We start from the raw sequence: 24,526 nt of genomic DNA on the forward strand, positions 1-24,526 counted from the left end.
ATGGTCATGGAAGCATTCCCTGTTCGACGAGGCTGTCGTAGATGGCCAGCGCCCCCGCTTCGGCTGTCGGGTTGACCAGCAGTTGGCCTTTTCCGCTCTTGCTCTCGGTCGCGGCTTTCAGCCGGTCCAGCGCCGAGCCGGCGCGCTTCACGCGCATCAGCTTGGGCTTTGGTCGCCATGGCCGATGCTCACAGTCCGACAGGAAGAGGTCGGCGGTCGCCTGGGCCGCCACCGGCTCGATGACGCCCCGCCGGGCCGGGCCGAAGGCCGAGGCGCGGGCGGGCGGGGCGGAAGGATGGATGGTCGCCACAAAACGGCCATTGGCGATCAATGCCCGCCGCTGTCCGCGCGGCAGCGCCTGAACGAGGTCCACCGCGCCCGGCATGGAGTCCGGCGCATCGGCGGAGCCGACCCGCACCACATCGGGAACGACGGCGGCATCAAGGCCGCGGGCGATCAGATAGGGCAGCATGCCGCTGCCCTCGCCGTCCTCCGCCTGCCGTCCGGTCAGGACCAGTGACGGGTCGAACTGGCGCAGATGGGCGATCAGCGGCTCGACGGGATCGGCTCCCTCCGGCAGGACCAGCAGCGTCAGCCGCTCCAGCCCCATGCCCAGATAGGCGCGCAGCGCCTCGCCGTCGGCGGCGGGGCCGGCATGGATCGCCGTCAGCCGCCGCGGGCGCAATGCCAGCGCCATCTCCAGCGCCTGCGCATCGGTGACGGCACGGCGGGCGCGGCCCGAAGCCGGATGGCGACCGACGGACAGCAGGACGGCGACATTATACATGGCGGCGCTCCCGGATGAGCCGGATCAGGGCGGGCATGATGGCCTGAGCATCGGCGACGATGGACAGGTCGGCCCGCTTGATCATCTCGGCGTGGAGGTCGGTGTTGACGGCGATCACGTGGCGGACGCCGGTGATGCCCTGAAGATGCTGCGGTGCGCCGGCGATGCCGAAGGCGAGGTAGCAACGGGCGCTGACCACCGTTCCGGAGGCACCGACCTGTCGTTCGCGCGGCAGATGGCCGGCGTCGCAGACCACACGGCTGCCGGCGCGGGTGGCGCCCAGCGCCTCGCCCAGTTCGGCGAAGCTCCGCCAGTCGGTCACGCCGTTGCCGGCGCTGACGATGAAGTCGGTCTCCGTCAGCGACAGGGCGTCGGGATCGACGGCCAGCCGCCGGGCGCCGCCCAGGCGCGGCAGGACTTCCTCCCCAGCGGTCACCGGAGCGGCGAGGTCGAGCGGCCGGGCTTCGTGCCGCACGCCGTCGAGGGGGGCGAAGGCATCCGCCGCCACCGTCATCAGCCGGGTCGGGCGGTGCCCGGTCTCCAGCGATCCGCCGGCCGACTGGCGGGTCGCCCGGTCGGGGGCGAGGCTCTGCACGCCGGCGAACAGCCGCTCTCCCGCCGCCGCCGCAACCCGCCGTGCGACATCGGCACCGTCCGGGCTGTCCGGGAACAGGATGTGGCGGGGAGACAGCGCCGCCATCAGCGCCGAAGCGGCGGCGGCGCGCCGTTCCGGCACGTAATCGTCGGCCCAGCCGTCGGGCAGGGCGACATGGCGGTCGGATCCGGCTTCGGCCAGCGCCTCCCCCGAACCGGTGCAGACGGTCACCACCGCCCCGCCGCCGGCATCGGCCAGCAGACGGGCGGCGGCGATCACCTGCCGGTCATGCTCGCTGACCTCGCCGCCGGGGCGGTCGAGCATGGCGAGGATCAGATAGGCCGGCTCGGCGATCACCGTCAGCGGGATCGTGGGGGCTGCGGCAGTGGCGATACCCACTGCCGGGGCGGAGCCGGCCGAGGCCGGGTCGCGCGTCCAGTCGTAGCGCGGGCGCGGCTGGCGCTGGACCAGGGCTGCGTCGCGGATGGCGCGCGGGTCGCGGCGGCGTTCGTTCGTCGCGGCGGCGACCGGCAGCCGCAGCAGGCGAGGACGCTGGCCGGCCAGGATGGTGCGGGCGGCGCGCTCGGCGCGGGGATCGACACGGCGGCGGAGGGTCGGAGGAGTGGTCATCGGGCGGTCTCCGTCGCGGCGAGCACCAGTTCGGCGATCTCCGCCACCTCCGGCCGGAGGCCGACGACGCCTTCCAGCATCAGGGCGCAGTTGGGGCAGGCGACGGCGACCAGCGAGGCGCCGGTCTCGCGCGCATGCTCCATGCGGACGTCCGGGATGCGGCGTTCGCCCGACACGTCGGTCAGCGGGGCGCCGCCGCCACCGCCGCAACAGCTCGACCGCATGCCGGAGCGCAGCATTTCCCGGCGCTCCACGCCGATGGCGTCAAGCAGGGCGCGCGGCGCCTCGATCTCGCCATTGTAGCGGCCGAGGTAGCAGGGGTCGTGGAAGGTGACACTGCGCCCGACCGGTTTGGTCACCGTCAGCGCGCCGGCGGTGATCAGCTCCAGCAGAAGGGCGGTGTGATGGACGACGGTCCAACTGCCGCCGAAGGCCGGATATTCGTTGCGCAGCGTGTGCAGCGCGTGGGGGTCGGCGGTGACGATGCGATTGAGGCGGCGGGCGTTCAGCGTAGCCACATTGCGGGCCGCCAGCGACTGGAAGGTCGCCTCATCGCCCAGCCGACGGGCGACGTCGCCGCAGTCCAGCTCCTCGTCGCCCAGCACGGCGAAGTCCACACCGGCGCGGCGCAGCAGCACCACCAGTGCCCGCAGCGAGCGCTGGACCCGCAGGTCGAAGGCGCCGTCACCGACCCACAGCAGCATGTCGCAGGACCCGCCGGCCGGCAGCCGGGGCAGCGACAGGTCGGCCGCCCAGTCCCAGCGCCGGGCGAGCGCGCGACCGCCGGGATTGTCGGTTGCACGCAGCTCCTCCAGCATGACGGCGGCCTTGGCCGGAGTGGCGCCCAGTTCCAGCGTCTGGAAGCGGCGCAGGTCGACCACCGCGTCCACATGCTCGATCATCATCGGGCATTCCTGAACGCAGGCGCGGCAGGTGGTGCAGGACCACAGCGTGTCGGGATGGATCATCGCATCCGGCCCGATCAGCGGCAGCGCCGCTCCGCCATGGGCCTTGCCCACGCCGCGGCCGGGATGGGGATTGCCGGCATAGGCGGCGTCGCTGGCTTGGCTGTCCATGGCGGCGACCAGATCCTGCACCAGCTTCTTCGGGTTCAGCGGCAGGCCGGCGGCATAGGCCGGGCAGGCCGTCTCGCACCGCCCGCACTGGACGCAGGCGTCGAAGCCGAGCAGCCGGTTCCAGGCGAAGTCGACGGGACGTTCCACACCCAGAGCGCCGGCCTCATCCGTCTCCGCCGGAGTGAGCGGCAGCGGCTTCAGCCCGGTGTCGCGTCCCATGCCATCATGGAAGCGAGCCGGACGTGGGTGGAAGGCCAGATGCAGCGCCCCATGCACCGCGTGCTTCAGCGGTCCCTTCCACACCCCCCACACCAGATCGGCCATCGCCACTCCGGCAATGGCGATCAGCACCAGCGCCAGCGCCTCCGGCATCACGCCGCCCAGCGATTGGTCGAGCGCCACCACAAGCAGGCAGGCGGAAAAGCCCAGAAGCGACAGCGGAAGGCGGGCGAAGCGGCCCTGCGACAGCTCGCGCGGGCGGAGGACCCGCCGGCGATGGCGGACCATCAGGGCACCCGCCAGCATGGCCACCAGCACCAGCGCCAGCAGCAGCCAGAGAATGCGCGATCCGCTCCAGGAAACGGCGATGGCGACACCCATCGCCACCAGCAGCAGGACCGCCGCAAGGAAGCCGCCGGCGACCAGCGCGTGGAAGCGGGCGTTGAACGGCGTCCGCCCGACCACATGGTGTACATCGACCAGATAGCGACCCGGCAGGGCGCGTAGCCCGGCGACCACACCGACCGTCGCCGGCCGGCCGGCCAGCCAACGCCGCGACTGCCAGGCGGCCAATGCCGCGCCGATGGCGAGGACGGCAAGGACGACGGTGGTGAGAGCGGTGGCGATCACGTCGGACGGCTCCTGTCGCTTGGCGGGGCAGATGGGCGGTCGTCAGATGTCCTTGCAAAGACGTGCGGCGTCGTAGATGGCGGCGTGGATGTTGCGGCCGGCCACCGCATCGCCGATGCGATGCAGCGTGTAGCCGCCATGGCCGTTGGCCTGCACCGGTTGCGGCCGGCCGGCGATCAGGCTGTCGAGATCGGTTTCGCCGCGGTTCAGCGAGTGGTCCTTCAGATCGAAATAGAGGCCGTCGTTGGGCAGCGTTCCCAGCTCCACCACGATCTGGTCGACCAGCCGCTCCTCTTCCTCATGGGTGTATTCGTTGCGCAGGACGGCGACGCGGCGGTTGCCCTCCGGGTAGATTTCCACGAGCTGTTGGTTGGTGGTCATCACCACGTTCAGCTTGTACAGCTCGCGCAGGTGGATCGGCTGGTTGGTGGTGCCGACCTCCTCCGCGATCATGCGGTCGGGGGTGGCGATCTCCACCAGAGCGCCGCGCTTGGCCATGAATTCGGCGCAGGACGCGCCGTGATGCTGGCCGGTGCCGTCATACATCAGGACCGTTCCCGTCGGCTCCACAGCCCCGGTCAGGACATCCCAGGTCGACACCGCCAGATCGGCGCCCTTGAAGTCGCCGCGGTTGGGCCGGCCGCCGGTGGCGAGGATCACCACATCGGGAGTCTCGGCCTCGACGGCGGCGCGGTCGGCCTCGACCCCAAGGCGGACATCGACGCCCAGCTTGGTGACCTGCTGGGACAGCCAGCGGGTGATGCCGCTCATCGCTTCGCGCCAGGTCGCCTTGGCGGCGATGCCGATCTGGCCGCCGGGGGCGGCATTGCGTTCGAGGAGGACTACCGTATGGCCGCGCTCGGCGCAGACGCGGGCGGCTTCCAGGCCGCCGGGGCCACCGCCGACCACGACCACGCGGCGCTTGCGCTCCGCCTTCGGGATCACATGCGGCATGGTGCTTTCGCGCCCGGTGGCCGCATTCTGGATGCACAGCGCGTCGCCGCCGACATAGATGCGGTCGATGCAATAGCCGGCGCCGACGCACTGGCGCACGTCGTCCAGCCGCCCTTCCATCAGCTTGCGCACCAGATAGGGGTCGGCGATGTGGGCGCGGGTCATGGCGACCATGTCGACATGGCCTTCCTCCACCGCGCGGGCGGCGGTGGCGAGGTCGGTCACGCGCTGGGCATGGAAGACGGGAATGCCGGCCTCGCGCTTGATGCCGCTGGCCAGATGCAGGAAGGGGGCGACCGGGAAGGACATGTTGGGCAGCGAGATGGCGTGGGCCAAATGATCGCGCGCCTGTCCGCCCAATACATTGACGAAATCGATCAGCCCGCGTTCGGCATAAGTGCGGGCGATGGCGATGCAGTCCTCGTGGCTGAGGCCGTCGTCGATCAGCTCGTCGCCCGACATGCGCATGCCGACGATGTAGTCATCCCCGACCTCGGCGCGGATCGCCTCGAACACCTCGATGCCGAAGCGCATGCGGTTTTCCAGGCTGCCGCCATACTTGTCGGTGCGCCGGTTGACCGAGGGGCTCCAGAACTGGTCGATCAGGTGCCCGTGGGCGGCCGACAGCTCGAAGCCGTCCAGCCCGCCTTCCTTGCAGCGGCGGGCGGCGGCGGCGTAGCTGGTGATGATCCGCTTGAAATCGAAATCCTCCATCTCCTTCGGCGTGTTGCGGTGCGCCGGTTCGCGCGCGGCCGAGGCGGAGACGGTGGGCAGCCAGTTCTCGGTGTCCCAGCGGGTGCGCCGGCCCATGTGGGTCAGCTGGATCATCAGCGCCGCGCCATGGCGGTGCACCCGGTCGGAGAATTCGCGGAAGAAGGGAATGACGCTGTCGTCTGCGACGGAAATCTGGTTCCACGGCGCCGCCGGGCTGTCCACCGCGACGGAGGAGGAGCCGCCGAACATCGTCAGGCCGATGCCGCCTTTGGCCTTTTCCTCGTGGTAGAGCTGATAGCGTTCCTTCGGCTTGCCTTCGGACCCGTAGCCCGGCGCGTGGCTGGTGCTCATCACGCGGTTACGGATCGTCAAATGCTTGATCTGCAGAGGCTTCAGAAGGGCTTCGGCGGGTGAGGACATGGCAGGAACGATCCCCAGTATTGAGCCTGCCAAGAATTCACCATCGGCGCGATTGTCGCGTTGCCCCCCGCGACCGGGAATTACCTTTTTGCGACAGGATCGGTACGACGCGATGCCGGTCCGTCAAATATCTGAATTCTCTAGGAAAATTGGGAGTGGTGGCACCCCCTTCAGTCCGTCGCCACACCCCCTTGGGCCATCGGCGCCTGGTCTTCGAACAGCCGGCGGTCGGGCAGCAGGGAGTCGCCGTTCGTGCGCCGGAAAGCGGCGAGAGGCGAGAGATGCGGATCGGCCTCCGCATCCGGTTCGGCGGTGCGGCGCACCTCGGACGGCGATATGCCGAACAGTTCGCGGAACTGGCGGGAGAAATGGGCGCAGTCGGCGAAGCCGGCCTCGTTCGCGATGGCGGTGACCGACCGCTTGGTGTTGCGCAGCAGCCAGTGGCCATAGCGCAGGCGCAGCGTTCGGTAGTAGGTGGCCGGACTGGTGCCGACGGCCAGCCGGAACAGCCGCTCGAATTGCCGGGTGCTGACGTTCAGGCGGCGGACGATCTCCTCCACCGACAGCGGGTCGCTGATGTGCTGCTCCATCAGCAGCAAGGCGCGGCGGACACGGTCGTTGGTGATCTCCACCACCGTCGGCGGCTGCGGTTGCGACTGGCTGGCGGGACGCGCCTTGTCGATCAGCAGGATGTGCATGGTTTTCTGGGCGGTGGCGCGGCCCAGATGGCGCTCGATCAGGAAGGCGGCCAAATCCGCCACTCCGGCGCCGCCCGAACAGGTGATGCGGTCGCGGTCCACCACGTAAAGCTGGTCGGCCACCGGCACCAGATCGGGAAATTCCTCGATGAAATCGCGGTGATGATACCAGCTGACGCAGCAGCGCCGGTTCTTCATCAGGCCGATGCGGCTCAGCACGAAGCTGCCGGTGCACACGCCGACCAGGGTCACGCCGTAGGATGCCGAGGCGCGCAGATAGGCCAGAGTCTCGTCGTCCAGTTGCGGGCCGGCGTGCAACAGTCCGCCCACCACGACCACATAGTCGAAGCGGCGGGGATCGGTCAGCGGTTCCCAGCGGGCGACGCCGATGCCGCAGCTGGACATCACCGGCTCCGCCCGCGATCCCATGATGGTCCAGCGGCACCGGATCTGGCGCGACCGGTCGCCCTCGTCGGCCGCCAGCCGCAGGGCGTCGATGAAGGGGGCGAGCGCCGTCAGCGTGAAATTGTTGGTCAGGATGAACCCGACCGACAACAGCGCGCGTTCCTCCTGCCGGGGTGCGGGACCGCTACCGCCGAAACGGCGATATTCCACTGTCTTCCCCACCAGGATACCCTCCCAGTCCCACGGTCCCAGCCTGACGGCCGTGATCCGTCCTTCGGGATGCTAGCGTCAACGGCTCGCCCTCCGGAAGACAATTCGTTGGCGATGATTCTAACGCTCTATCACCAGATCACTGGTCGGGCGGCTGCAGCAGAGCAGGATCAACCCCTGGTCGATTTCACGTTTACGGATGCCGCCGGTGTGGTTCATTTCCACAGTACCGGAGATCAACTTCGTCTTGCAGGTTCCGCACATCCCGCGTGAACAGGAGGTCGGAACCCGGATGTCGGCGGCCGATGCCGCATCCGCGACCGCCATGTCGGGCGGGCAGGCGAAGACCCTGCCGGTTTTTGCGAATTCGATGCGGAAGCCGTCGGTGGGCGCTGCCACCTGGGCCGGTGCGGATTGCGCCGGCGGCTCTGCCGCGGCAAGTTCGGCCGTGAGTTCCTCGAAATTGAAGCTTTCCTGGTGGTAGCGGCCCATGTCGAAGCCGCCCTGCTCCAGAAAGGTGCGCACCGCCTTCATGAAGGGGCCCGGGCCGCAGACATAGACCTCCCGCTCCATGAAGTCCGGAGCGATCAGCCCGAGCATCGGCAGCGACAGCCGGCCGGTGAAGCCGACCCAATGGGCCTCGGTGCCGATGCCTTCGCACACATGGGCGACGCGCAGGCAGCGGCCGGGGCCGGTCAGCGCGTCCAGTTCACGGCGGAAGACGATGTCGGCAGGCGTCCGGGCGGCGTGGACGAAGACGATGTCGTGATCCTCCCCCAGATCGTCGAAGGTCCGGGTCATCGACATCAGGGGCGTGACGCCGCTGCCGCCGGACAGGAACAGGAACTTGCGCGGAGTCTCGGACTCCCCCGGCGTGAATTCGCCGAGCGGACCGACCGCGCGGATCGTATCGCCCGGCTTCAGCGTGTCGTGCAGCCAGTTCGACACCGGACCGCCGGGCACGCGCTTGACGGTGATCGAGAGCCGGTGCGGCCGCGCGGCGGAGGAGGAGACGGTGTAGCTGCGGTGAATGGTTTCGCCGCCGATGGGCAGTTCCAGCGTGATGAACTGACCCGGTTTGAACCGGAACAGGCAGGGGCGCCGTGGCGCGAAGACGAAGGTCTTCACGTCATGCGTCTCGTCCCGCACCGCCCGGCACACCAGCGTGTCGTCGATTTCGGGATCCCAATCCCGGACCGGAGGCGGAGCCGTATCCTGCTGCATCGTCATCTCTCTCCTTGAGCCCTGAACCTTGAGTCCTGAACCCTGGGCCTCGAGCCCTGAACCTGGACCAGCGGGCGATCCCGGCGGTTTGCCGGCCGGGATCGCCCTGGCGTCGCGTCATTCGGCGGCGACGCCCATCGGCGCCTGCTTGCCCAGCAGATGCTCGGCCATGCGGCCGACGTACCATTCCGTGAACTTCTCCACGAGCGGCTCGGTGTAGGGAGAATAGGGACCCGGCTCGTAGGCGGGGCTGAGGGCGCCGTTGTGCGAGATCTCGACCAGATCGGCGTCCTGCTGGTTGGTCGCCTCCCACACCTCCGTCAGGCGGTTCAGGTCGTAATCGACACCTTCCACCGCGTCCTTGTGGACCAGCCAGCGGGTGCGCAGCAGATTGCGGTCGGGACCGAGCGGGAACACCGAGAAGGTGACGATGTGGTCGCTCATGAAGTGGTTCCAGGAATTCGGCTGGGTCCAGAAGGACAGGGCGCCCAGCTTGCGCTCGGTGATCGACCCCAGCAGCTTCTTGGAGGCACTGAGCGTATCCTTGGTGTGGGCTTCGCCGGCGCCGTCCAGCGGCAGGCGTTCGGCGCGGAAGCCGGTGGTGTCGGTCAGGCGATCGACCTCGCGGCTGGGGAAGCCGGCCGCTTCCCAACCGGTGTGGCAGGACTGCACCAGCGCCTCGTACTTGGCGGCATGTTCCATCCGCTTCGGGTTGGTGCCGTCGGGGGCGAAGCCGAAGCCGTATTCGAACAGCGGGATGGTCAGTTCCGGATGGTTGCTGACGCAGTGGTAGCATTCACGATTGTTCTCCATCGTGAGCTTCCAGTTGCCCTTCTCGATCAGGTCCACCGTCTTGGCGATCTTGCAGTTCTTCAGATCGTGCGGAAGGATGTAGGGCTCGATGGCCGCCGCCATGCGGTCGATGTCGTCCGGCGCTTCCTCCGCCAAACAGATGAAGATCAGGCCGCCGACCGACCGGATGTGCACCTTTTTCAGGTTCCGGCACTTGCGGTCGAAATCACTGCCCATATGCTCGGCGAACAGAAGCTCGCCGTCCTGGTCGTAGGTCCACTGGTGATAGCTGCACACCAGATTGCCGACCGAGGTCTTCTCCTGGAGGATGATGCGCGCGCCGCGATGGCGGCAGACATTGTGAAAGGCCCGCAGCTCCATGTCGTCGTCGCGCATGACGATGACGGAGGTCTTGCCGATGTCCACCACCATCACGTCGCCCGGCTCCGCCACGTCCGGCTCCACACCCACGTGCAGCCAATGGCGGCCGAAGATGATCTCCATGTCCAGCTTGAAGATCTCCTCGCTGGTATAGAACGGGGCTTCCAGGCTGTGCCCCTTCTTACGGCGGGTCAGCAGGGCTTCGATGGAAATCTCGGACGACATGGCGGTTGACCTTCTGCGGGAGTGGGGCCGTGCGTTCTTGGAACCGTTCAGCCTTGACCGGGCTGTTGCCATTTTCGATTCCACGACACACAGCCTGCCGCCCGTCGCGGCGCGTCGCGTTCTGGAATGCGACATCAACTTTAAAAAGGCCGACAGGCGTACCTGTCTTTTTGCGCAAGCCGGACTTCGGCAACAGTCGTTTTGCGACATGCCGTGATTATCCAAGAACAACGGCTGCCGCCTGTAAGCCGGGCAACATTCGCCGGCAGGGCCGGGCTCGTACGAAGCTGTCGCAAATCCGATACGAATTGCCGCTCTGATGAAGGTTTTTTGCTTTCGGGGCCGGCATTCTTCCTCAATCAGCACTGATGCCAACAACGATCCCGTTGGTTGGAAACGGCTTTCCGCGTCGATCCCGGAAGGTGGCCGGCGGCTCATGCATTCGATCCGGAGCCATCATCCGAGCGCGTTCCCCGGTAGGACGGAGGTGATCTTCCGGGCCACCTGCTCGCGTCCGCTGCAAGTTCCGGCACGGCGACGCCGGGCCGTCCGGCCAAACGGGTCCAAACAAACAAACGATAAGAGGAGGCTTCTTGATGAAAATCTTCGGTAAAGCCTTGGGCGTGCTGCTTTCGGCGGCCATGACGGTCAGTCTGGGGACCGGCGTGATCGCCGCCCCGGCGCAGGCCGCCGAGAAGTCCATCAACATCGGCTGGACCGCCTGGTCCGACGCCGAGGCGGTGACGAAGCTGGCCAAAGCCGTGATCGAGGAGCGGTACGGTTATAAGGTCGAGCTGACCATGGCCGACATCGGCATCCAGTATCAGGGCATCGCCAGCGGCAAGCTGGACGCCATGCTGATGTCGTGGCAGCCGCTGACCCACAAGCCCTATCTCGACAAGGTCGGCAAGGACGTGGTCGACCTCGGCCCGCTCTACACCCGTGCCCGCCTGGGCTGGGTGGTGCCGGACTACATCCCCGTCGATCAGGTCAAATCCATCGAGGATCTCAAGAAGCCGGACGTGCAGCAGAAGCTGGGCGGCAAGATCCAGGGCATCGATCCGGGATCGGGGTTGATGCAGGCGTCCGAAAAGGCGCTGAAGACCTATGATCTGAAGGGCCTGCAGCTGGTGTCGGCCAGCGACGCCGCGATGCTCGCCGCTCTGGAGCGCGCCATGAAGCGCAACGAGTGGATCGTCGTGACGAGCTGGAGTCCGCACTGGATGTTCGCCAACTGGAAGCTGCGCTACCTGGACGATCCGAAGGGCGCGCTGGGCGGGTTGGAGAGCGTGAACGCCATCGTCCGCAAAGGCTTCTACCAGGATCATCCGGAAATCTTCGAGTTCCTGAACCGGATGGTCCTGCCGATCGGCGATCTGGAAGCGATGATGCAGGAAGCCCGGCAGACCAGCTACGAGCAGGCGGTCGACAATTACATCAAGAACAACAAGGCCCGGGTTGATTACTGGGTCACCGGCAAGCTTTGATCGGCAGCCGCGCCACCGCGCTCGACGGCGGTGGCAGCGCCCCCTTTCCCGCACCATTCGTGGAGGCGATCCGTCCCGAACGCGCACGCGTGTGGGACGGCCGTCTTCAGCCTCGCGATGATCGTGGTCACCGATGGACTCGTCAGCACACATGCAGGGCATCGCGTCGAGCCCCGGCCGGACCGGCCGGCTGCTGGACGGCATCCGCACCGGTTGACCGGCAACGTCACCCATATCAAGAGAACGATGATCCCATGACCAATCCGCTGTTCCGTGTCGGTGAAGCCACCGTCTTCGCCAAGGAGGGCCAGTTCACCGACGCCATGCCGGAGATCGTGATCGGCTCGGTCGATGGTCCGGCCGGCCACGCGTTCGCCACCATGATGGGGCAGACCGCCGGCCACACCCGCATGTTCGCGGTGCGGGATTGCAACCAGATGGTCCGTCCGGCCACCATGATGGTGTCCAAGGTGACGATGAAGTCCAGCGCCTATGTCGACCTGTTCGGCGGCGTCGTTCAGGCCGCGACTGCCGACGCGGTGCTGGACTGCGTCATCGAAGGCGTTCTGCCGCGCGACGGGATCAACGACCTGTGCATCCTGGTGATGGTCTGGATCGATCCCCGCTGCCCCACCGATCCGAACCTCGATCGCGCCGATCTCTACCGCACCAATTACGAGGCGACCAAGATCGCCATCGGCCGGGCGATGCGCAATGAACCCACCATCGACGAACTGATCGAAAACCGGCACAAGGTCCGGCATTTCATGTTGGATCCGCTGGAGTGACCTGCCGGCCCGGACACAGCAGGCCAGGAAAAAAGCCCGCCTCCGATCAGGAGCGCGGGCTTTTTGCCGTAGGGCCGCTTGACCCGTCTCTGCCGGCTATCGCCGCTCCACATTCGGCAGGAAGACGGTCAGCAGCCCCAGGAGCGGAAGGAACGAGCAGGCGGAATAGACGAAGCCGATGCCGCGCCAGTCGGCGACGACGCCGAGCCCTGCCGCGCCGATGCCGGCGACGCCGAAGGCCAGCCCGAAGAACAGGCCCGACACCAGACCGACCCGGCCGGGCAGCAGTTCCTGCGCATAGACCACGATGGCGGGAAAGGCCGATGCCAGGGCCAGCCCGATCACGGCGCTGAGAACCACCGTCGCCGTCAGGCCGACATAGGGCAGGGCCAGGGTGAAGGGCAGGATCCCGAGGATCGAGACCCAGATCACCGTCTTGCGGCCGATGCGGTCGCCGACCGGACCGCCGATCACCGTTCCCGCCGCGACGGCCGCCAGGAAGACGAACAGGCAGAGCTGGGCGTCGCCGGTGGACAACCCGAAGCGGTCGATCAGGTAGAAGATGTAGTAGCTGGTGATGCTGGCCAAATAGACGTATTTGGAGACGATCAGCGCGATCAGGATGCCGACGGCCCTGGCGACCTGCCCGGCCGGCAGTTCGGACCGCTGCGCCGACTGTCTGCCACTCGCACGGGGTTTTGCGTTCAGCCGCTGCCAGCTGCCCAGCCGGACCATGACCACCATGCCGGCAAGGGCGGCGATGGCGAACCAGCTGAGGCTGCCCTGGCCGTGGGGCAGGATGACGAAGGCCGCCAGCAGCGGGCCGAGCGATGAGCCGAGATTGCCGCCGACCTGGAACAGCGATTGGGCCAGCCCATGGGCGCCGCCGGAGGCCTGGCGCGCGATGCGCGACGCTTCCGGATGGAAGACCGACGACCCGAAGCCCAGCAGCATGCCGCCGGCCAGCAGCGCCGGAAAGCCGGGCGCCCAGGCCAGGGTGAGAAGCCCGAGTAGGGTGGAGCCCATGCCGAAGACCAGCGAATAGGGCATCGGCTTGCGGTCGGTGAACAGGCCGACCAGCGGCTGAAGAAGCGATGCCGTGACCTGATAGACGAAGGTCAGCAGGCCGAGTTGGGCGAAGCTGAGGCCGAACTCGTCCTTCAGGATCGGATAGACCGCCGGCAGCAGCGACTGGATCATGTCGTTGAGCAGGTGGCAGGCGCTGATCGCGGCCAGAATGGAAAAGGCCGTCGAACCGGTGCGGGACCGGCTCATGGTGGTGTCGGTCACGGGGGCATGCCCTCTTCTCTCCGCCTCAGGCGTTGGGTCCGGACCATCCCTCGATGAAGGGGGCGGTTCGGGATCGCCCGGCATGTTGCGTTGAATGCGCCGTAAGCCTACGGTCGGCGGAGAAGGCCCGCCACCGCGGTCAGGCCAGTTTCCTACGAGATCGGGCCATGGTCAGAAATGTGCGCGTCGACGAGATCGACACCGTCCAGCGGCCACTGCTCGCCACCACCCACGACTACCCGGACGGCGGGACGCTGCCGCTCCACCGGCACCGGCGCGGACAGCTGATCTCCGGCATCACCGGGGTGCTGATCATGTCGACGCCGCAAGGGCGGTGGGTGGTGCCGCCGGACTTCGGCCTGTGGATCCCGCCCGGTGTCATGCACGAGGTCCGCATGATCGGGGCGGTGACCACCCACAGCCTTTTCCTCGATCCGGATCTGACCGGCGGCATGCCGGACCGCTGTCAGGTCGTCGGGCTGTCGCCCTTCATCCGCAGCCTGATTTCCCGTGCCGTGGATGTCCCGGCCGATTATGACCCGGACAGCCATGACGGCGCGGTGATGGCGCTGATCCGCTATGAGATGCAGCATCTGCCGGCCCAGCCGCTGACCGTGCCATTCCCGACCAACCCGGCCTTGGCCGAGCGTTGCCGGCGCTTTCTTCGGCGGCCGGCGGTGCATGAGACGATCGAGCAATGGTGCGACGGGCTGGGGGTCAGCCGGCGCGCCTTCACCCGGCTGTTCCGGCGGGAAACCGGGCTGAGCTTCCTGGAGTGGCGACAGCAGGCCTGCCTTGCCGCCGCGCTGCCGCGGCTGGTGGCAGGGGAGAGCATCACCGCCGTCGCGCTCGACCTCGGCTATGACAACCCCGCTGCCTTCACTGCGATGTTCAAGCGGGTGTTGGGATCGTCGCCGCGCGCCTATCTCAAGGGTGACGGCTGACTCCTCCGCTCATGGGTATCGCATCGCCTCCAGGTCTGCGATCAGGCTGGGGCCTTGCGGTTGCCAACCGAGCGTCGCCTGTGTCAGGGCGCTGGATGCCGCCATGTCGAGGCCCGCGAAGATCGCCATCCAGCCGAAGGACTCCGCCGCTTTGTCCTGCGGGATGGAGACCGAGGGGATCTTCAGGCCGCGCGCCAGTGCTTCGACGATCGCGCGAGTCTCGACGCCTTCCTCGCCGACCGCGTGATAGCGGGCGCCGGGTTCCGCCTTCTCAATGGCCAGCCGATACAGGCGGGCCACGTCGCTGAGATGACCGGCGGACCAGCGGTTGCGCCCGTCGCCGATGTAGGCTGCGGCCCCCTTTTCGCGGAAGATGGCGATCAGCGGGGTAATCAGCCCCTGCTTCTCGGTGTTGTGGACCTGCGGCAGCCGCATCACCGCGACATTGACGCCGGCATCCAGCAACTCGTTGCCCGCCCGCTCCGACGCGATGCGCGGATTGGGGTGGGAGTCATCGAAGACATCCTCCCGCGCGAGCCGGCCATGGCCGGCACCGCCGATGCCGACCCCGGACGTGATCAGCAACGGGCGCCGGGACCCCTTCAGCACCTCGCCAAGCGCACCGATCACCCGGCGGTCCTTTTCGCAATTCTCGACAAAGCGCGAGAAGTCGTGGTCGAAGGCGGTGTGGATCACCGCGTCGGCCCTTTCGGCGCCGCTTCGGACGCTCGCCGGGTCCTCCAGCGTGCCATGGTGCGGTTCGGCCCCGGCGGCTTCCAACGCGCGGGCGCCGTCGGCGGAGCGGGTCATGCCGATGACCTGATGGCCGGCCTGGAGAAGTTCGGACAGCACCGCCCGGCCGATGAAGCCGGTGGCGCCGGTGAGGAAAATACGCATGGGGAAATCACCGTTCCAATTTCGTCACCCCCACTGTGACGCTCCGGGATATCCTGTTAAAGTAGTGACGTTTTCCTAGTATAATGGCTACCAGGATCGCCGATGCAGCCCGATGCCAAACCAGCGGACAAGGCCAACACGCTCGCCGGCTTTTTGCGGGACCGCCGCACACGGCTCGATCCGGCGGTCTTCGGCTTCACAGGGCGGCGCCGCACGCCGGGACTGCGCCGGGAAGAGGTGGCGCAACGTGCCAACATCAGCCCGACCTGGTACACTTGGCTGGAACAGGGGCGGGGAGGGGCGCCGTCGGCCGATGTGCTGGACCGGATCGCCGGCAGCCTGATGCTCACCGATCTGGAACGGGAGCATCTGTTCATTCTGGCGCTCGGCCGCCCGCCGGAGATGCGGTACAGGCCGGCGGACGGCGTCAGTCCGCGTCTGCAACGGCTGTTGGATGCGTTCGACGCCTGTCCCGCCTTCATCAAGACGGCGACCTGGGACGTGCTGGCCTGGAATCAGGCCGCCGCTGTCGTTCTGACCGATTACGCCACGCTTCCCCCCGACCAGCGCAACATCCTGCGGCTGGTGTTCTGCAATCCGGCGATCCGGGCCAAGCAGAAGGATTGGGAAGGCATGGCGCGGTTCCTGGTCGGCGCATTCCGGGTCGATGCCGCCCGCGCCGGGGCGGTGAAGGAGATTGCCGACCTCGTCGGCGAATTGTGCCGGGCCAGCGCGGATTTCGCCCGGTTCTGGAAGGAGAACGACGTCTATGCGCCGAGCGAGGGGATCAAGCGCCTCCAGCATCCCGAACTCGGCAGCATCGAGATGGAATTTTCCGGGTTTGCCGTCGATGGCCGTCCGGACCTGGGGCTGCTGGTCTACAATCCGCTGGATGAGCACACCAAGGACCGCATCCGTGCCATGGTCGCCCGAAGGACTGCGGCGGGCGCGGCAGGGCACTGAGCGGTGTGCCCTGGTAGGTCTTCGTCCGACCGTCCAACGGCCGCGTCCGTCCATCGACGCCCGGATGCTGGCCGCGGTCAGTAGGCTGGCATCAGTCGTCTGAATGAGACGCAATGCCGTGTTTGCGCAGTTTGGCGTAAAGATTTGTGCGCGATAGGCCGAGCCTCCGGGCGGCTTCGAGCTTGTTACCCCGGCAATCCTCCAGGGCTTCCAGAATGAGCGACCGTTCCAACTCGTCCATGGCGGCGGTCAGGGACCGCTTTCGGTCGGGTGGGGCAGGGGGCTGGATCGCGGTGCTCGGAAGGATGTCCGCGAAATCCTCGGCCCTGATGCGCTCACCTTCGGTGCGCACATAGACCTGTTCGATGACATTGGCCAATTCACGGACATTGCCGGGCCAGTCATGCTGTCGCAACGCATCCAGCGCCGCAGGCGTGAACTCGCGCATCGGCTGATCGAGACTGATGGCAATCTTCTCCGAGAACAGGGGGGCCAGGATCTCCAGGTCGTCCTTGCGATCACGGAGCGCCGGCAGCTGTATCGGAAAAACATTGAGCCGGTAGTACAGATCCGACCGGAAGGCGCCGCTGCGCACCATCTCGGCCAGGGGACGGCTGGTTGCTGCGATGATGCGGACATCGACCTTGATGATCTGATTGGACCCGAGCGGCTCGACCTCGCGTTCCTGCAGGGCGCGCAGCAGTTTCGCCTGCAACGGGAGTGGCATATCGCCGATCTCGTCGAGGAACAGCGTTCCGCCATGGGCAAGCTGGAATTTGCCGGGGCGCGGCTGGCGGGCGGCGCCCGTGTATGCCCCCGGTGCGACGCCGAAGAACTCCGCTTCCAGAAGATTTTCCGGAATTGCGGCGGTATTGACGGCGACGAACGGGCGGTGGGCGCGATCCGAGGAGGCATGGATCGACTGAGCCACCAGTTCCTTGCCGGTCCCGGTTTCGCCAAGCAGCAGGACCGCCGACCGGATCTGGCCGGCCCTGCGCACCAGCCGCTTGACCTGCAGCATCGGTTGGCTGAAGCCGATCAGGTTCTCGACCGTGTATTGGGAGGCCCGGCTCGCCGCCAATTCCTGCTCCACACGGGTCAGGCGCGACTGCAGCTTGTTGAAACGGTCGGCGATGGGCCGAAGATACGTCAGGCTGTTCTTCAGGGCGAAGGCAAGGGCGCCGATGACCTGTCCTTGCTCATCGCGCAGGGGCAGGCGGCTGACCAGCAGCGTGTGCTCGCCATAGCGCATGATGTCGAGCGGCAGCGACCGGCCGGTTTCCACCACCTCGCGCATCCGGCTGTGTGGAATGATGCGTTCCACCGGCTGGCCGATTGCGTCCGCTGGCGACCGGAAGCCAAGCATCGCAATCTGTTTGTCGCTGAACCAGACATGCTTGTCGTTCGACCAGACGAGGCGCGCATCCTGATCGACCAGTATGGCGCCGTCGATCATCTCATCGATCATCACCATCAGCGCACGTGCCGCAGCGAAATGACCGGCCGGATCCTTCTGCATGCCACGCTCCTTCGCGTCACTGATTGTCAATATGTTGTACATTGTCTGTCAGAAAAGTGAACACGGCGAAAGTGCCGATTTGCAGCGGTGTTCCGCCCCTTGCACCAGTCGACTGTCAGCGATCGCTAAATCCTGCTCCGCCGCATGTTGAGCGCCGCTTAACACATATTCCTTTCTTTCAAGCAGTTACCTGTGTGGCACGCGCGTTGCTAACCGTTCCTTCCAAATTGCGCGCTACCCTGACAATCCGCCTCCCGATCCTATGGGCCTTGGCATGAAAAGGGTGGTGGGGCACAGGCTTCAGGTCAGGCAAGGGGGGATATGCACGCGCCATGACAAACCAGCGCATCGCGATCATCGGCGGCGGACTGATGGGGCACGGGATCGCACAGGCCTTTGCCGCCGCCGGGCATCGCGTCGCCATCCAGGAACCCGATGCCGAACGCCGGTCCGCGATCACCGACCATGTCCGCCGCAATCTGCAGGTTTTGGGAGAAGACATCGCTGCCGCCGACCTGATCGAACCTCACGAAATGCTGGCGGGCGCCGTTGCCAGCGCCGACATCGTTATCGAGGCGGTGCCGGAGGACCTCGCCCTCAAGCAACGCATCGTCGCGGCCATCGAAGCGGCTGCGCCACCCCATGCGCTTCTGGCCAGCAACACGTCGGTGATCCCGATCACGCGGATCATGGAGCCGCTTTCCGACAAGACCCGCGCCATGGGCACCCATTGGTGGAACCCGCCCTATCTGATCCCGCTGGTCGAGGTGATTCAGACCAAGGACAGCAGCGATGCCGCAATCACCGCGATGATGGGCCTGCTGACGTCCATTGGAAAGACGCCGGTGCATGTCCGCAAGGATGTTCCCGGCTTCATCGGCAATCGCCTGCAGCACGCGCTCTGGCGCGAGGCGATCGCCTTGGTCCAGAACGGCGTGTGCGATGCCGAAACGGTCGATGCCGTGGTCAAGGCGAGTTTCGGCCGGCGGCTCGCCGTGCTTGGACCGTTGGAGAATGCCGATCTTGTCGGCACCGACCTGACCCTCGCGGTTCATGAGCATGTCCTGCCCGATCTCGACCGCAGTCCCGGTCCGCTGCCCCTTCTGCGCGATCTGGTCGCGTCGGGGCGGCTGGGCATGAAGGCAGGCGCGGGTTTCCGGACCTGGACAGACGCGCAGCGGGAGGAGGTCACCACCACCCTTGCCACGCATCTTCAACGGCTGGATGGCCTGGAACGCCGGTAGCCGCCACCGCAGCCGCCCGGCGACGTTCAATCTTCAATCGTCCGCAGCCCCGACGGGCGGACTCACACAAGGAGGGCCTTGCATGGCCGCATCAGGCAAGAAAGTCATCATCAGCTGCGCGCTGACGGGCTCGATCCACACGCCCACCATGTCGGACGCCCTGCCGGTCACGCCCGACGAAATCGTCGAGCAGGGGGTCGGTGCGGCCGAGGCCGGGGCGGCGATCCTGCACCTGCACGCCCGCGATCCTCGCACCGGACAGCCGACACCGGATCCGGCGGTGTTCATGCAGTTCCTGCCGCGGCTGAAGCAGTCCACCGACGCGGTGCTGAACATCACCACCGGCGGCTCGCTCAACATGACGGTTCAGGAACGGCTTGCCGCCCCGCTGCAGGCACAGCCGGAAATGTGCTCGCTCAACATGGGATCGATGAACTTCGGCATCTTCCCCCTGGCCGACCGGTACAAGAACTGGAAGCACGACTGGGAAGAGCCCTATCTGCGCAGCACCGACGACTTCATCTTCCGCAACACCTTCCGGGACATCGCCTATATTCTGGAGCACCTGGGCGAGGGCTGTGGCACGCGCTTCGAGTTCGAATGCTACGATGTCGGGCACCTGTACAATCTCGCACATTTCCTCGATCGCGGGCTGGTGAAGACGCCGCTCTTCATCCAGACGATCTTCGGAATCCTGGGCGGCATCGGTGCGGAGGAGCGCAACCTCGTCTTCATGCGCGAAACCGCCGACCGCCTGTTTGGCAAGGATTACGAATGGTCGGTGCTGGCCGCCGGCCGCCATCAGATCCCCTTCACGACCATGGCCGCGGTGATGGGCGGCAATGTCCGGGTCGGGCTTGAGGATAGCCTCTATCTCGCCAAAGGCCGGTTGGCGCGGAACAGCGCCGAGCAGGTGGCGAAGATCCGCCGCATCCTGGAGGAACTGTCGCTGGAGGTCGCCACCCCGGAAGAGGCGCGCGCCATGCTCCACCTCAAGGGCGCCGATCAGGTGGCGTTCTGAGCCGCCCCATTTTCTTATATCTAAGGACCGATAGATGCAGAACAGAAACGCCGTGGTTACCGGTTCCACCAGCGGAATCGGGCTGGCGACCGTGCGGGAACTGGCCGGCCGGGGCTGCCACGTGATGGTCAACGGCTTCGGCGACCGTGCGGAGATCGACCGGACCTGTGCCGAGATCGCGGAGCGGAGCGGGGCCCGGATCGTCTATTCCGCCGCCGATCTCAGCCGGCCGGAGGAGGCCCGCGCCCTGATGGCGGAGGCGGCTGACCTGCTGGGACCGATCGACATCCTGGTGAACAACGCCGGCGTCCAGCATGTCGCCGCCCTGCACGAGTTTCCCGACGATAAATGGGACCTGCTGCTGGCGGTCAATCTCAGCGCCGCATTCCACACCATCAAGGCGGCTGTGCCGGCGATGCGGGAGCGGGGCTGGGGACGCATCGTCAACACCGCGTCCGTGCTGGGCATGGTCGGCGCCCCGCACAAGCCGGCCTATGTCGCCGCCAAGCATGGCATCATCGGCTTGACCAAGTCGGTGTCGATCGAGGTCGCCGGTCATGGCATCACCTGCAACGCGGTCTGCCCCGGCACGGTGCTGACCCCGATCATTGAACGGCAGATCGCCCAGCAGGCGCAGGTCACCGGCCTGCCCGAAGATCAGGTCCTGAAGGCGGTGTTCCTGGAAAAGATGCCGACCGGCCGGCTGATTGGCCCGGAGGAGGTCGCCGCCGCCATCGCCTTCCTCTGTTCCGACGCCGCGGCATCGATCACCGGCGCGGTCCTTCCCGTCGACGGCGGCTACACCACCCATTGAGTCCACATCCCGCGACCCTCCGGGCGGCGCCGTCGCCGGTGACCGCCCCAATCACCAAGAACTGTCAGAATTGGGAGTGAAAGATGCGCAAGTTCCTTCTCGCCGGCGTTGCCTTCGCCACGCTGGCCGCGGGTTCGGCCTCAACCCAGGCCCAGGCCCAGATGTCCGACAACGTCATCAAGATCGGCATGCTGTCAGACCGCTCCGGCATCTATGCCGACATCAACGGCGAAGGATCGGCGGTTGCCGCAAGGATGGCCGCTGAAGAGTTCGGCAACGCCATCAACGGCACGAAGATCGAGATCATCGTCGGCGACCACCAGAACAAGGCGGACATCGCCGCCAACCTCGCCCGCCAGTGGATCGATACGGAAAAGGTGGACGTGATCGCCGATGTGCCGAATTCGGCTGCCGCGCTGGCCGTGCAGGGAATCACGCGGGACAAGAAGCGCTTGTTCCTGATGTCCGGTCCCGGTTCGACCGACCTGACTGGCAAGGATTGCAGCCCCTACGGCTTCCAGTGGACCTGGGACAACCATGCCGTCGCCTCTGCGACCGCCCGCGCGCTGGTCGAGCAGGGCAGGAAGAGCTGGTTCTTCATCACCGCCGATTACGCCTTCGGCCATTCGCTGGAGGCCGAAGCGGCCGACACGGTCAAGCAACTCGGCGGGACCATCAAGGGCAGTGTGCGTCATCCGCTGGGCGCATCCGACTTCTCCTCCTACCTGCTTCAGGCTCAGGCATCCGGCGCCGACGTCGTCGCCTTCGCCAATGCCGGCGGCGACACCATCAACGGCGTCAAGCAGGCGGCTGAATTCGGCATTCCCCAGAGTGGGCAGACCTTGGCCGGCCTGCTGCTGAACATCAACGACATCAAGGCGCTCGGGCTGGAGACCTCGCAGGGGCTGATGCTGGCGAACTCCTTTTACTGGGACATGAACGACGAGACCCGCGCCTGGTCGAAGAAGTTCGAGGAACGGACCGGCCGCAAGCCGTCGATGAACCAGGCCGGCGTGTATTCGGCGGTCCGCCATTACCTGAAGGCCGTGCAGGAGATCGGCACCGACGATGCCGACAAGGTGGCTGCCAAGATGCGCAGCATGCCGGTCACCGACATGATGATGAAGGAGGCGAAGATCGCTGATAACGGCCGCGTCTTCGACGACATGTATCTGGCGCAGATCAAGACGCCTGCCGAATCGAAATACGCCTGGGATTACTTCAAGATCATCAAGAAGATTCCCGGTACGCAGGCCTACATCGACCCGAAGGCAAGCGGCTGCCCACTCGTGAAATGACGGAAAAAGGGGAGCGTTCGGGCTCCCCTTTTTTATTGCGCCGCGTCAGGCCACCCTCGGTAGTGGGAGTTGCGTGCCGTCCGGCTTCCGAAAACATCGGGGGTCGGGCTTGAACGGCCGGTGCCCACCATCCATTTACCATCCAGACAGATGGTGGATGGATGGTAAATCATGAGCGACATGGCGCGAGACCTGCGGCCGAAAGCCGGTGACAGCGAGAAGATCACAATCAATCTCGGCTATGTCGACCTGGGTCACATCGACCTGTTGGTGGAGGAAGGGTTTTATTCGAACCGCACCGACTTCATCCGCACCGCCATCCGCAATCAGGTCGACAAACACGCTGACGTGGTCCGCCAATCAGTGACGCGAAAGAGCGTCGATCTGGGCCTTCGCCATTTCAGCCGCGCCGACCTGGAAGCCGTGCAGGCCCAAGGGCGGATGCTGGATATCCGCGTCCTTGGGCTTGCCGCCATCGCCCAGGACGTGTCGCCCGAGCTTGCCCGCGCCACCATCGCTTCGCTGACCGTACTTGGCGCGCTCCATGCGCCGGCCGCCGTCAAGGCGGCGCTCGCCGATCGCATCCGCTGATGCGTCCCGCAGAGCGGATGCCGGCGTCCATCCCCGAACCGAGAAAGCACCCACATGTCCCAAACACGCCCCACCGGCTTTCCGCCCGGCATGGACGAGGTCGCCCGCCTGACCCGGGCCGGCCGGCTCGCCGAAGCGACCGGTCTGGTCCAGCGTCTGCTGCGCGGAGAGGGCGCGGCCGAACCTGCGGCAACTCCGGCCACCGTGCCAGACCCGACATTGCTGGAGGGAGAGTTCGTGAACCTCGATGCGGCTCCCGGACCGCAGGCTCGCAGCGACACCCCGGACCGCGCACGACCGGCCGGCAAGATGCCGGGAGGCCGGTCAGGAAAGGGCGCGAGGACCGGCCTGGGCGAGACCCTGCGCGGCCTTGCCGCGCGCCTGCAGCCGACGGGGTTGCTAGGCGGAACCGGTGCGCCGCGCCCGCCCGCCGAACCGCTGCCCGATGGCGCGTCCTTCGCGACGGCGTCCCACAGCGGGGCGGCGGGGACGCGGGCCTATAAGCTCTATGTGCCGGCAAACCGCGGCGACGGGCTGCGTCCGCTGGTGGTGATGCTGCACGGCTGCACCCAGTCGCCCGACGATTTCTCCGCAGGGACCAGGATGAACGCCTTTGCCGAGCGGCACGGCGTTTATGTCGCCTACCCCGAACAGCCGGCCTCGGCCAACGCCCAGCGCTGCTGGAATTGGTTCAAACCCGAAGACCAGCGCCGCGGCCAAGGGGAGCCCGACCTGCTGGCTGGGATCACCCACCGGATCATCCACGACCACCCCATCGACCCGAACCGGGTTTACATCGCCGGGCTGTCGGCCGGCGGTGCCGCCGCGGCCATCATGGGGGAGGCCTATCCCGACCTCTATGCGGCGATCGGCGTGCATTCCGGCCTGCCTGCCGGCGCCGCGCACGATCTTCCCTCCGCCCTCGCCGCCATGCGCCAGGGCGACGGCGGAGCCACAGGCGGGGCAAGAGCAGGAAGGGCAGGTGCCGGCCACCCGGTCCCGACCATCATCTTCCACGGCGATCGCGATACCGTCGTCCACCCGCGAAACGGCGATCATGTGGCGGCCCGCGCGACGGCCGCCGCAGCCGGTCTCGGCACTGAAGTGCAACATGGCGAAGCCCCCGGCCGGCGTTCCTACAGCCGAACCCTGCACACCGACCCTTCCGGCCGGACGCTGTGCGAGCAGTGGGCTATCCATGGCGCCGGACATGCCTGGGCGGGGGGGAGCCCCGCCGGCTCCTACACCGACCCGCAGGGTCCGGACGCCACGGCGGAGATGCTGCGCTTCTTCCTGGAACACCGGCTGCGGACCGCGTCCGCCTGACGGCCACCGGCATCATAGCGTGTCCACCTACAGGCACCATCGGCGCCACGCTGGACGCGCCGATGGCCCGAGGCACCCTCAAGGGCAGGGCGGCGGCGCGGTCACCAGCACTGCGACAGCGACGCACATGTTGGTCTGCATGCTGTCGACCTTCAGGACGTCTTGCAGGAAATAGAGCATGTAGACCGCCGACGTGTACAATGCGACCGATGTCCCGCCCTGCGCGCCGAAGATCGCCAGCAGGATTCCCGTCCAGGCCGCCCACGGACCGCTGTTCCGCCGCATCGCCCACGACTGGAAGCGGATTTTGACTGACCGACTATCCGATAAGCATGTCGCCAGCCCGGTTGGCCACCGCTGCCGAAGCGAATTGTGAGCGGGTAT

General features: G+C 66.8%; 22 protein-coding genes. 11 read left to right on the forward strand and 11 right to left on the reverse strand.

The window, feature by feature from the left end; genetic code table 11:
• Nucleotides 1-4: 4 nt before the first annotated feature.
• The 7 genes from M5E06_RS17060 to M5E06_RS17090 form a co-directional block, all read right to left on the reverse strand.
• Nucleotides 5-787, reverse strand: a complete 783-nt coding sequence (locus tag M5E06_RS17060) for an adenine nucleotide alpha hydrolase family protein (protein WP_252139185.1) — start codon at nt 785-787, stop codon at nt 5-7.
• Nucleotides 780-2,012 carry an electron transfer flavoprotein subunit alpha/FixB family protein gene (locus tag M5E06_RS17065; protein ID WP_252139186.1) on the reverse strand — a complete coding sequence of 411 codons (1,233 nt, stop codon included), beginning with the start codon at nt 2,010-2,012 and terminating at the stop codon, nt 780-782. The genes M5E06_RS17060 and M5E06_RS17065 overlap by 8 nt, the downstream gene beginning before the upstream one ends.
• A complete protein-coding gene (locus M5E06_RS17070) occupies nt 2,009-3,937 on the reverse strand; it encodes a DUF3483 domain-containing protein (protein WP_252139187.1) in 1,929 nt (642 codons plus the stop codon). Before M5E06_RS17070 ends, M5E06_RS17065 begins: the two co-directional genes overlap by 4 nt.
• A 42-nt stretch (nt 3,938-3,979) precedes the next feature.
• Nucleotides 3,980-6,025, reverse strand: a complete 2,046-nt coding sequence (locus tag M5E06_RS17075; protein ID WP_252139188.1) for an NADH:flavin oxidoreductase — start codon at nt 6,023-6,025, stop codon at nt 3,980-3,982.
• A 170-nt stretch (nt 6,026-6,195) separates the two neighbouring features.
• On the reverse strand, nt 6,196-7,350 hold the full coding sequence (locus tag M5E06_RS17080) for a GlxA family transcriptional regulator (protein WP_252139189.1): 1,155 nt from the start codon (nt 7,348-7,350) through the stop codon (nt 6,196-6,198).
• Nucleotides 7,351-7,458: 108 nt separating this feature from the next.
• The gene (locus M5E06_RS17085) at nt 7,459-8,568 is read right to left on the reverse strand and encodes an FAD-binding oxidoreductase (protein ID WP_252139190.1); all 1,110 of its coding nucleotides are present in this window, start codon (nt 8,566-8,568) and stop codon (nt 7,459-7,461) included.
• Nucleotides 8,569-8,679: 111 nt separating this feature from the next.
• Entirely contained in the window at nt 8,680-9,960 is a 1,281-nt protein-coding gene (locus M5E06_RS17090) for an aromatic ring-hydroxylating oxygenase subunit alpha (protein WP_252139191.1), read from the reverse strand.
• On the opposite strand from M5E06_RS17090, the gene M5E06_RS17095 reads away from it, so the two are divergent.
• The 3 genes from M5E06_RS17095 (at nt 9,941) to fae (ending at nt 12,235) form a co-directional block, all read left to right on the forward strand.
• The gene (locus M5E06_RS17095; RefSeq protein ID WP_252139192.1) at nt 9,941-10,177 is read left to right on the forward strand and encodes a hypothetical protein; all 237 of its coding nucleotides are present in this window, start codon (nt 9,941-9,943) and stop codon (nt 10,175-10,177) included. The genes M5E06_RS17090 and M5E06_RS17095 overlap by 20 nt on opposite strands.
• Nucleotides 10,178-10,556: 379 nt before the next feature.
• Entirely contained in the window at nt 10,557-11,447 is an 891-nt protein-coding gene (locus M5E06_RS17100) for a glycine betaine ABC transporter substrate-binding protein (protein ID WP_109157508.1), read from the forward strand.
• A gap of 254 nt (nt 11,448-11,701) precedes the next feature.
• Entirely contained in the window at nt 11,702-12,235 is a 534-nt protein-coding gene (fae, locus tag M5E06_RS17105; RefSeq protein ID WP_252139193.1) for a formaldehyde-activating enzyme, read from the forward strand.
• A gap of 96 nt (nt 12,236-12,331) precedes the next feature.
• Here fae and M5E06_RS17110 read toward each other — a convergent pair whose 3' ends face one another.
• Nucleotides 12,332-13,525 (reverse strand): MFS transporter, encoded by a 1,194-nt coding sequence (locus tag M5E06_RS17110; RefSeq protein ID WP_353654338.1) that lies wholly within the window; start codon nt 13,523-13,525, stop codon nt 12,332-12,334.
• Between the two features lie 167 nt (nt 13,526-13,692).
• Here M5E06_RS17110 and M5E06_RS17115 point away from each other — a divergent pair, with 167 nt between their 5' ends.
• Entirely contained in the window at nt 13,693-14,469 is a 777-nt protein-coding gene (locus M5E06_RS17115; RefSeq protein WP_252139194.1) for an AraC family transcriptional regulator, read from the forward strand.
• Nucleotides 14,470-14,478: 9 nt separating this feature from the next.
• On the opposite strand, the gene M5E06_RS17120 is transcribed toward M5E06_RS17115, so the two are convergent.
• The gene (locus M5E06_RS17120; RefSeq protein ID WP_252139195.1) at nt 14,479-15,366 is read right to left on the reverse strand and encodes an SDR family oxidoreductase; all 888 of its coding nucleotides are present in this window, start codon (nt 15,364-15,366) and stop codon (nt 14,479-14,481) included.
• A gap of 102 nt (nt 15,367-15,468) precedes the next feature.
• Here M5E06_RS17120 and M5E06_RS17125 point away from each other — a divergent pair, with 102 nt between their 5' ends.
• A complete protein-coding gene (locus M5E06_RS17125) occupies nt 15,469-16,329 on the forward strand; it encodes a helix-turn-helix transcriptional regulator (RefSeq protein ID WP_252139196.1) in 861 nt (286 codons plus the stop codon).
• A gap of 91 nt (nt 16,330-16,420) precedes the next feature.
• On the opposite strand, the gene M5E06_RS17130 is transcribed toward M5E06_RS17125, so the two are convergent.
• A complete protein-coding gene (locus M5E06_RS17130) occupies nt 16,421-17,848 on the reverse strand; it encodes a sigma-54 interaction domain-containing protein (RefSeq protein ID WP_252139197.1) in 1,428 nt (475 codons plus the stop codon).
• A gap of 332 nt (nt 17,849-18,180) precedes the next feature.
• On the opposite strand from M5E06_RS17130, the gene M5E06_RS17135 reads away from it, so the two are divergent.
• From M5E06_RS17135 to M5E06_RS17160, 6 genes are all read left to right on the forward strand, one after another.
• On the forward strand, nt 18,181-19,092 hold the full coding sequence (locus tag M5E06_RS17135) for a 3-hydroxyacyl-CoA dehydrogenase family protein (protein WP_252139198.1): 912 nt from the start codon (nt 18,181-18,183) through the stop codon (nt 19,090-19,092).
• An 82-nt stretch (nt 19,093-19,174) separates the two neighbouring features.
• The gene (gene kce / locus M5E06_RS17140; protein ID WP_109154305.1) at nt 19,175-20,113 is read left to right on the forward strand and encodes a 3,5-dioxohexanoate:acetyl-CoA acetone transferase; all 939 of its coding nucleotides are present in this window, start codon (nt 19,175-19,177) and stop codon (nt 20,111-20,113) included.
• A gap of 34 nt (nt 20,114-20,147) precedes the next feature.
• Nucleotides 20,148-20,927 (forward strand): 3-hydroxybutyrate dehydrogenase, encoded by a 780-nt coding sequence (locus M5E06_RS17145; protein WP_252139199.1) that lies wholly within the window; start codon nt 20,148-20,150, stop codon nt 20,925-20,927.
• A gap of 83 nt (nt 20,928-21,010) precedes the next feature.
• Nucleotides 21,011-22,225, forward strand: coding sequence for an ABC transporter substrate-binding protein (locus M5E06_RS17150; RefSeq protein WP_252139200.1), 1,215 nt, complete (start codon nt 21,011-21,013; stop codon nt 22,223-22,225).
• 171 nt (nt 22,226-22,396) lie between these two features.
• Nucleotides 22,397-22,816, forward strand: coding sequence for a ribbon-helix-helix domain-containing protein (locus M5E06_RS17155; RefSeq protein ID WP_252139201.1), 420 nt, complete (start codon nt 22,397-22,399; stop codon nt 22,814-22,816).
• Nucleotides 22,817-22,870: 54 nt separating this feature from the next.
• Nucleotides 22,871-24,142, forward strand: coding sequence for an extracellular catalytic domain type 1 short-chain-length polyhydroxyalkanoate depolymerase (locus tag M5E06_RS17160; RefSeq protein ID WP_252139202.1), 1,272 nt, complete (start codon nt 22,871-22,873; stop codon nt 24,140-24,142).
• A gap of 78 nt (nt 24,143-24,220) precedes the next feature.
• Here the strand turns inward: M5E06_RS17160 and M5E06_RS17165 are convergent, their stop codons facing one another.
• A complete protein-coding gene (locus M5E06_RS17165; protein ID WP_252139203.1) occupies nt 24,221-24,427 on the reverse strand; it encodes a hypothetical protein in 207 nt (68 codons plus the stop codon).
• Between the last annotated feature and the right edge of the window lie 99 nt (nt 24,428-24,526).

This window comes from Azospirillum sp. A1-3, assembly GCF_023806445.1.
GTDB lineage: Bacteria > Pseudomonadota > Alphaproteobacteria > Azospirillales > Azospirillaceae > Azospirillum.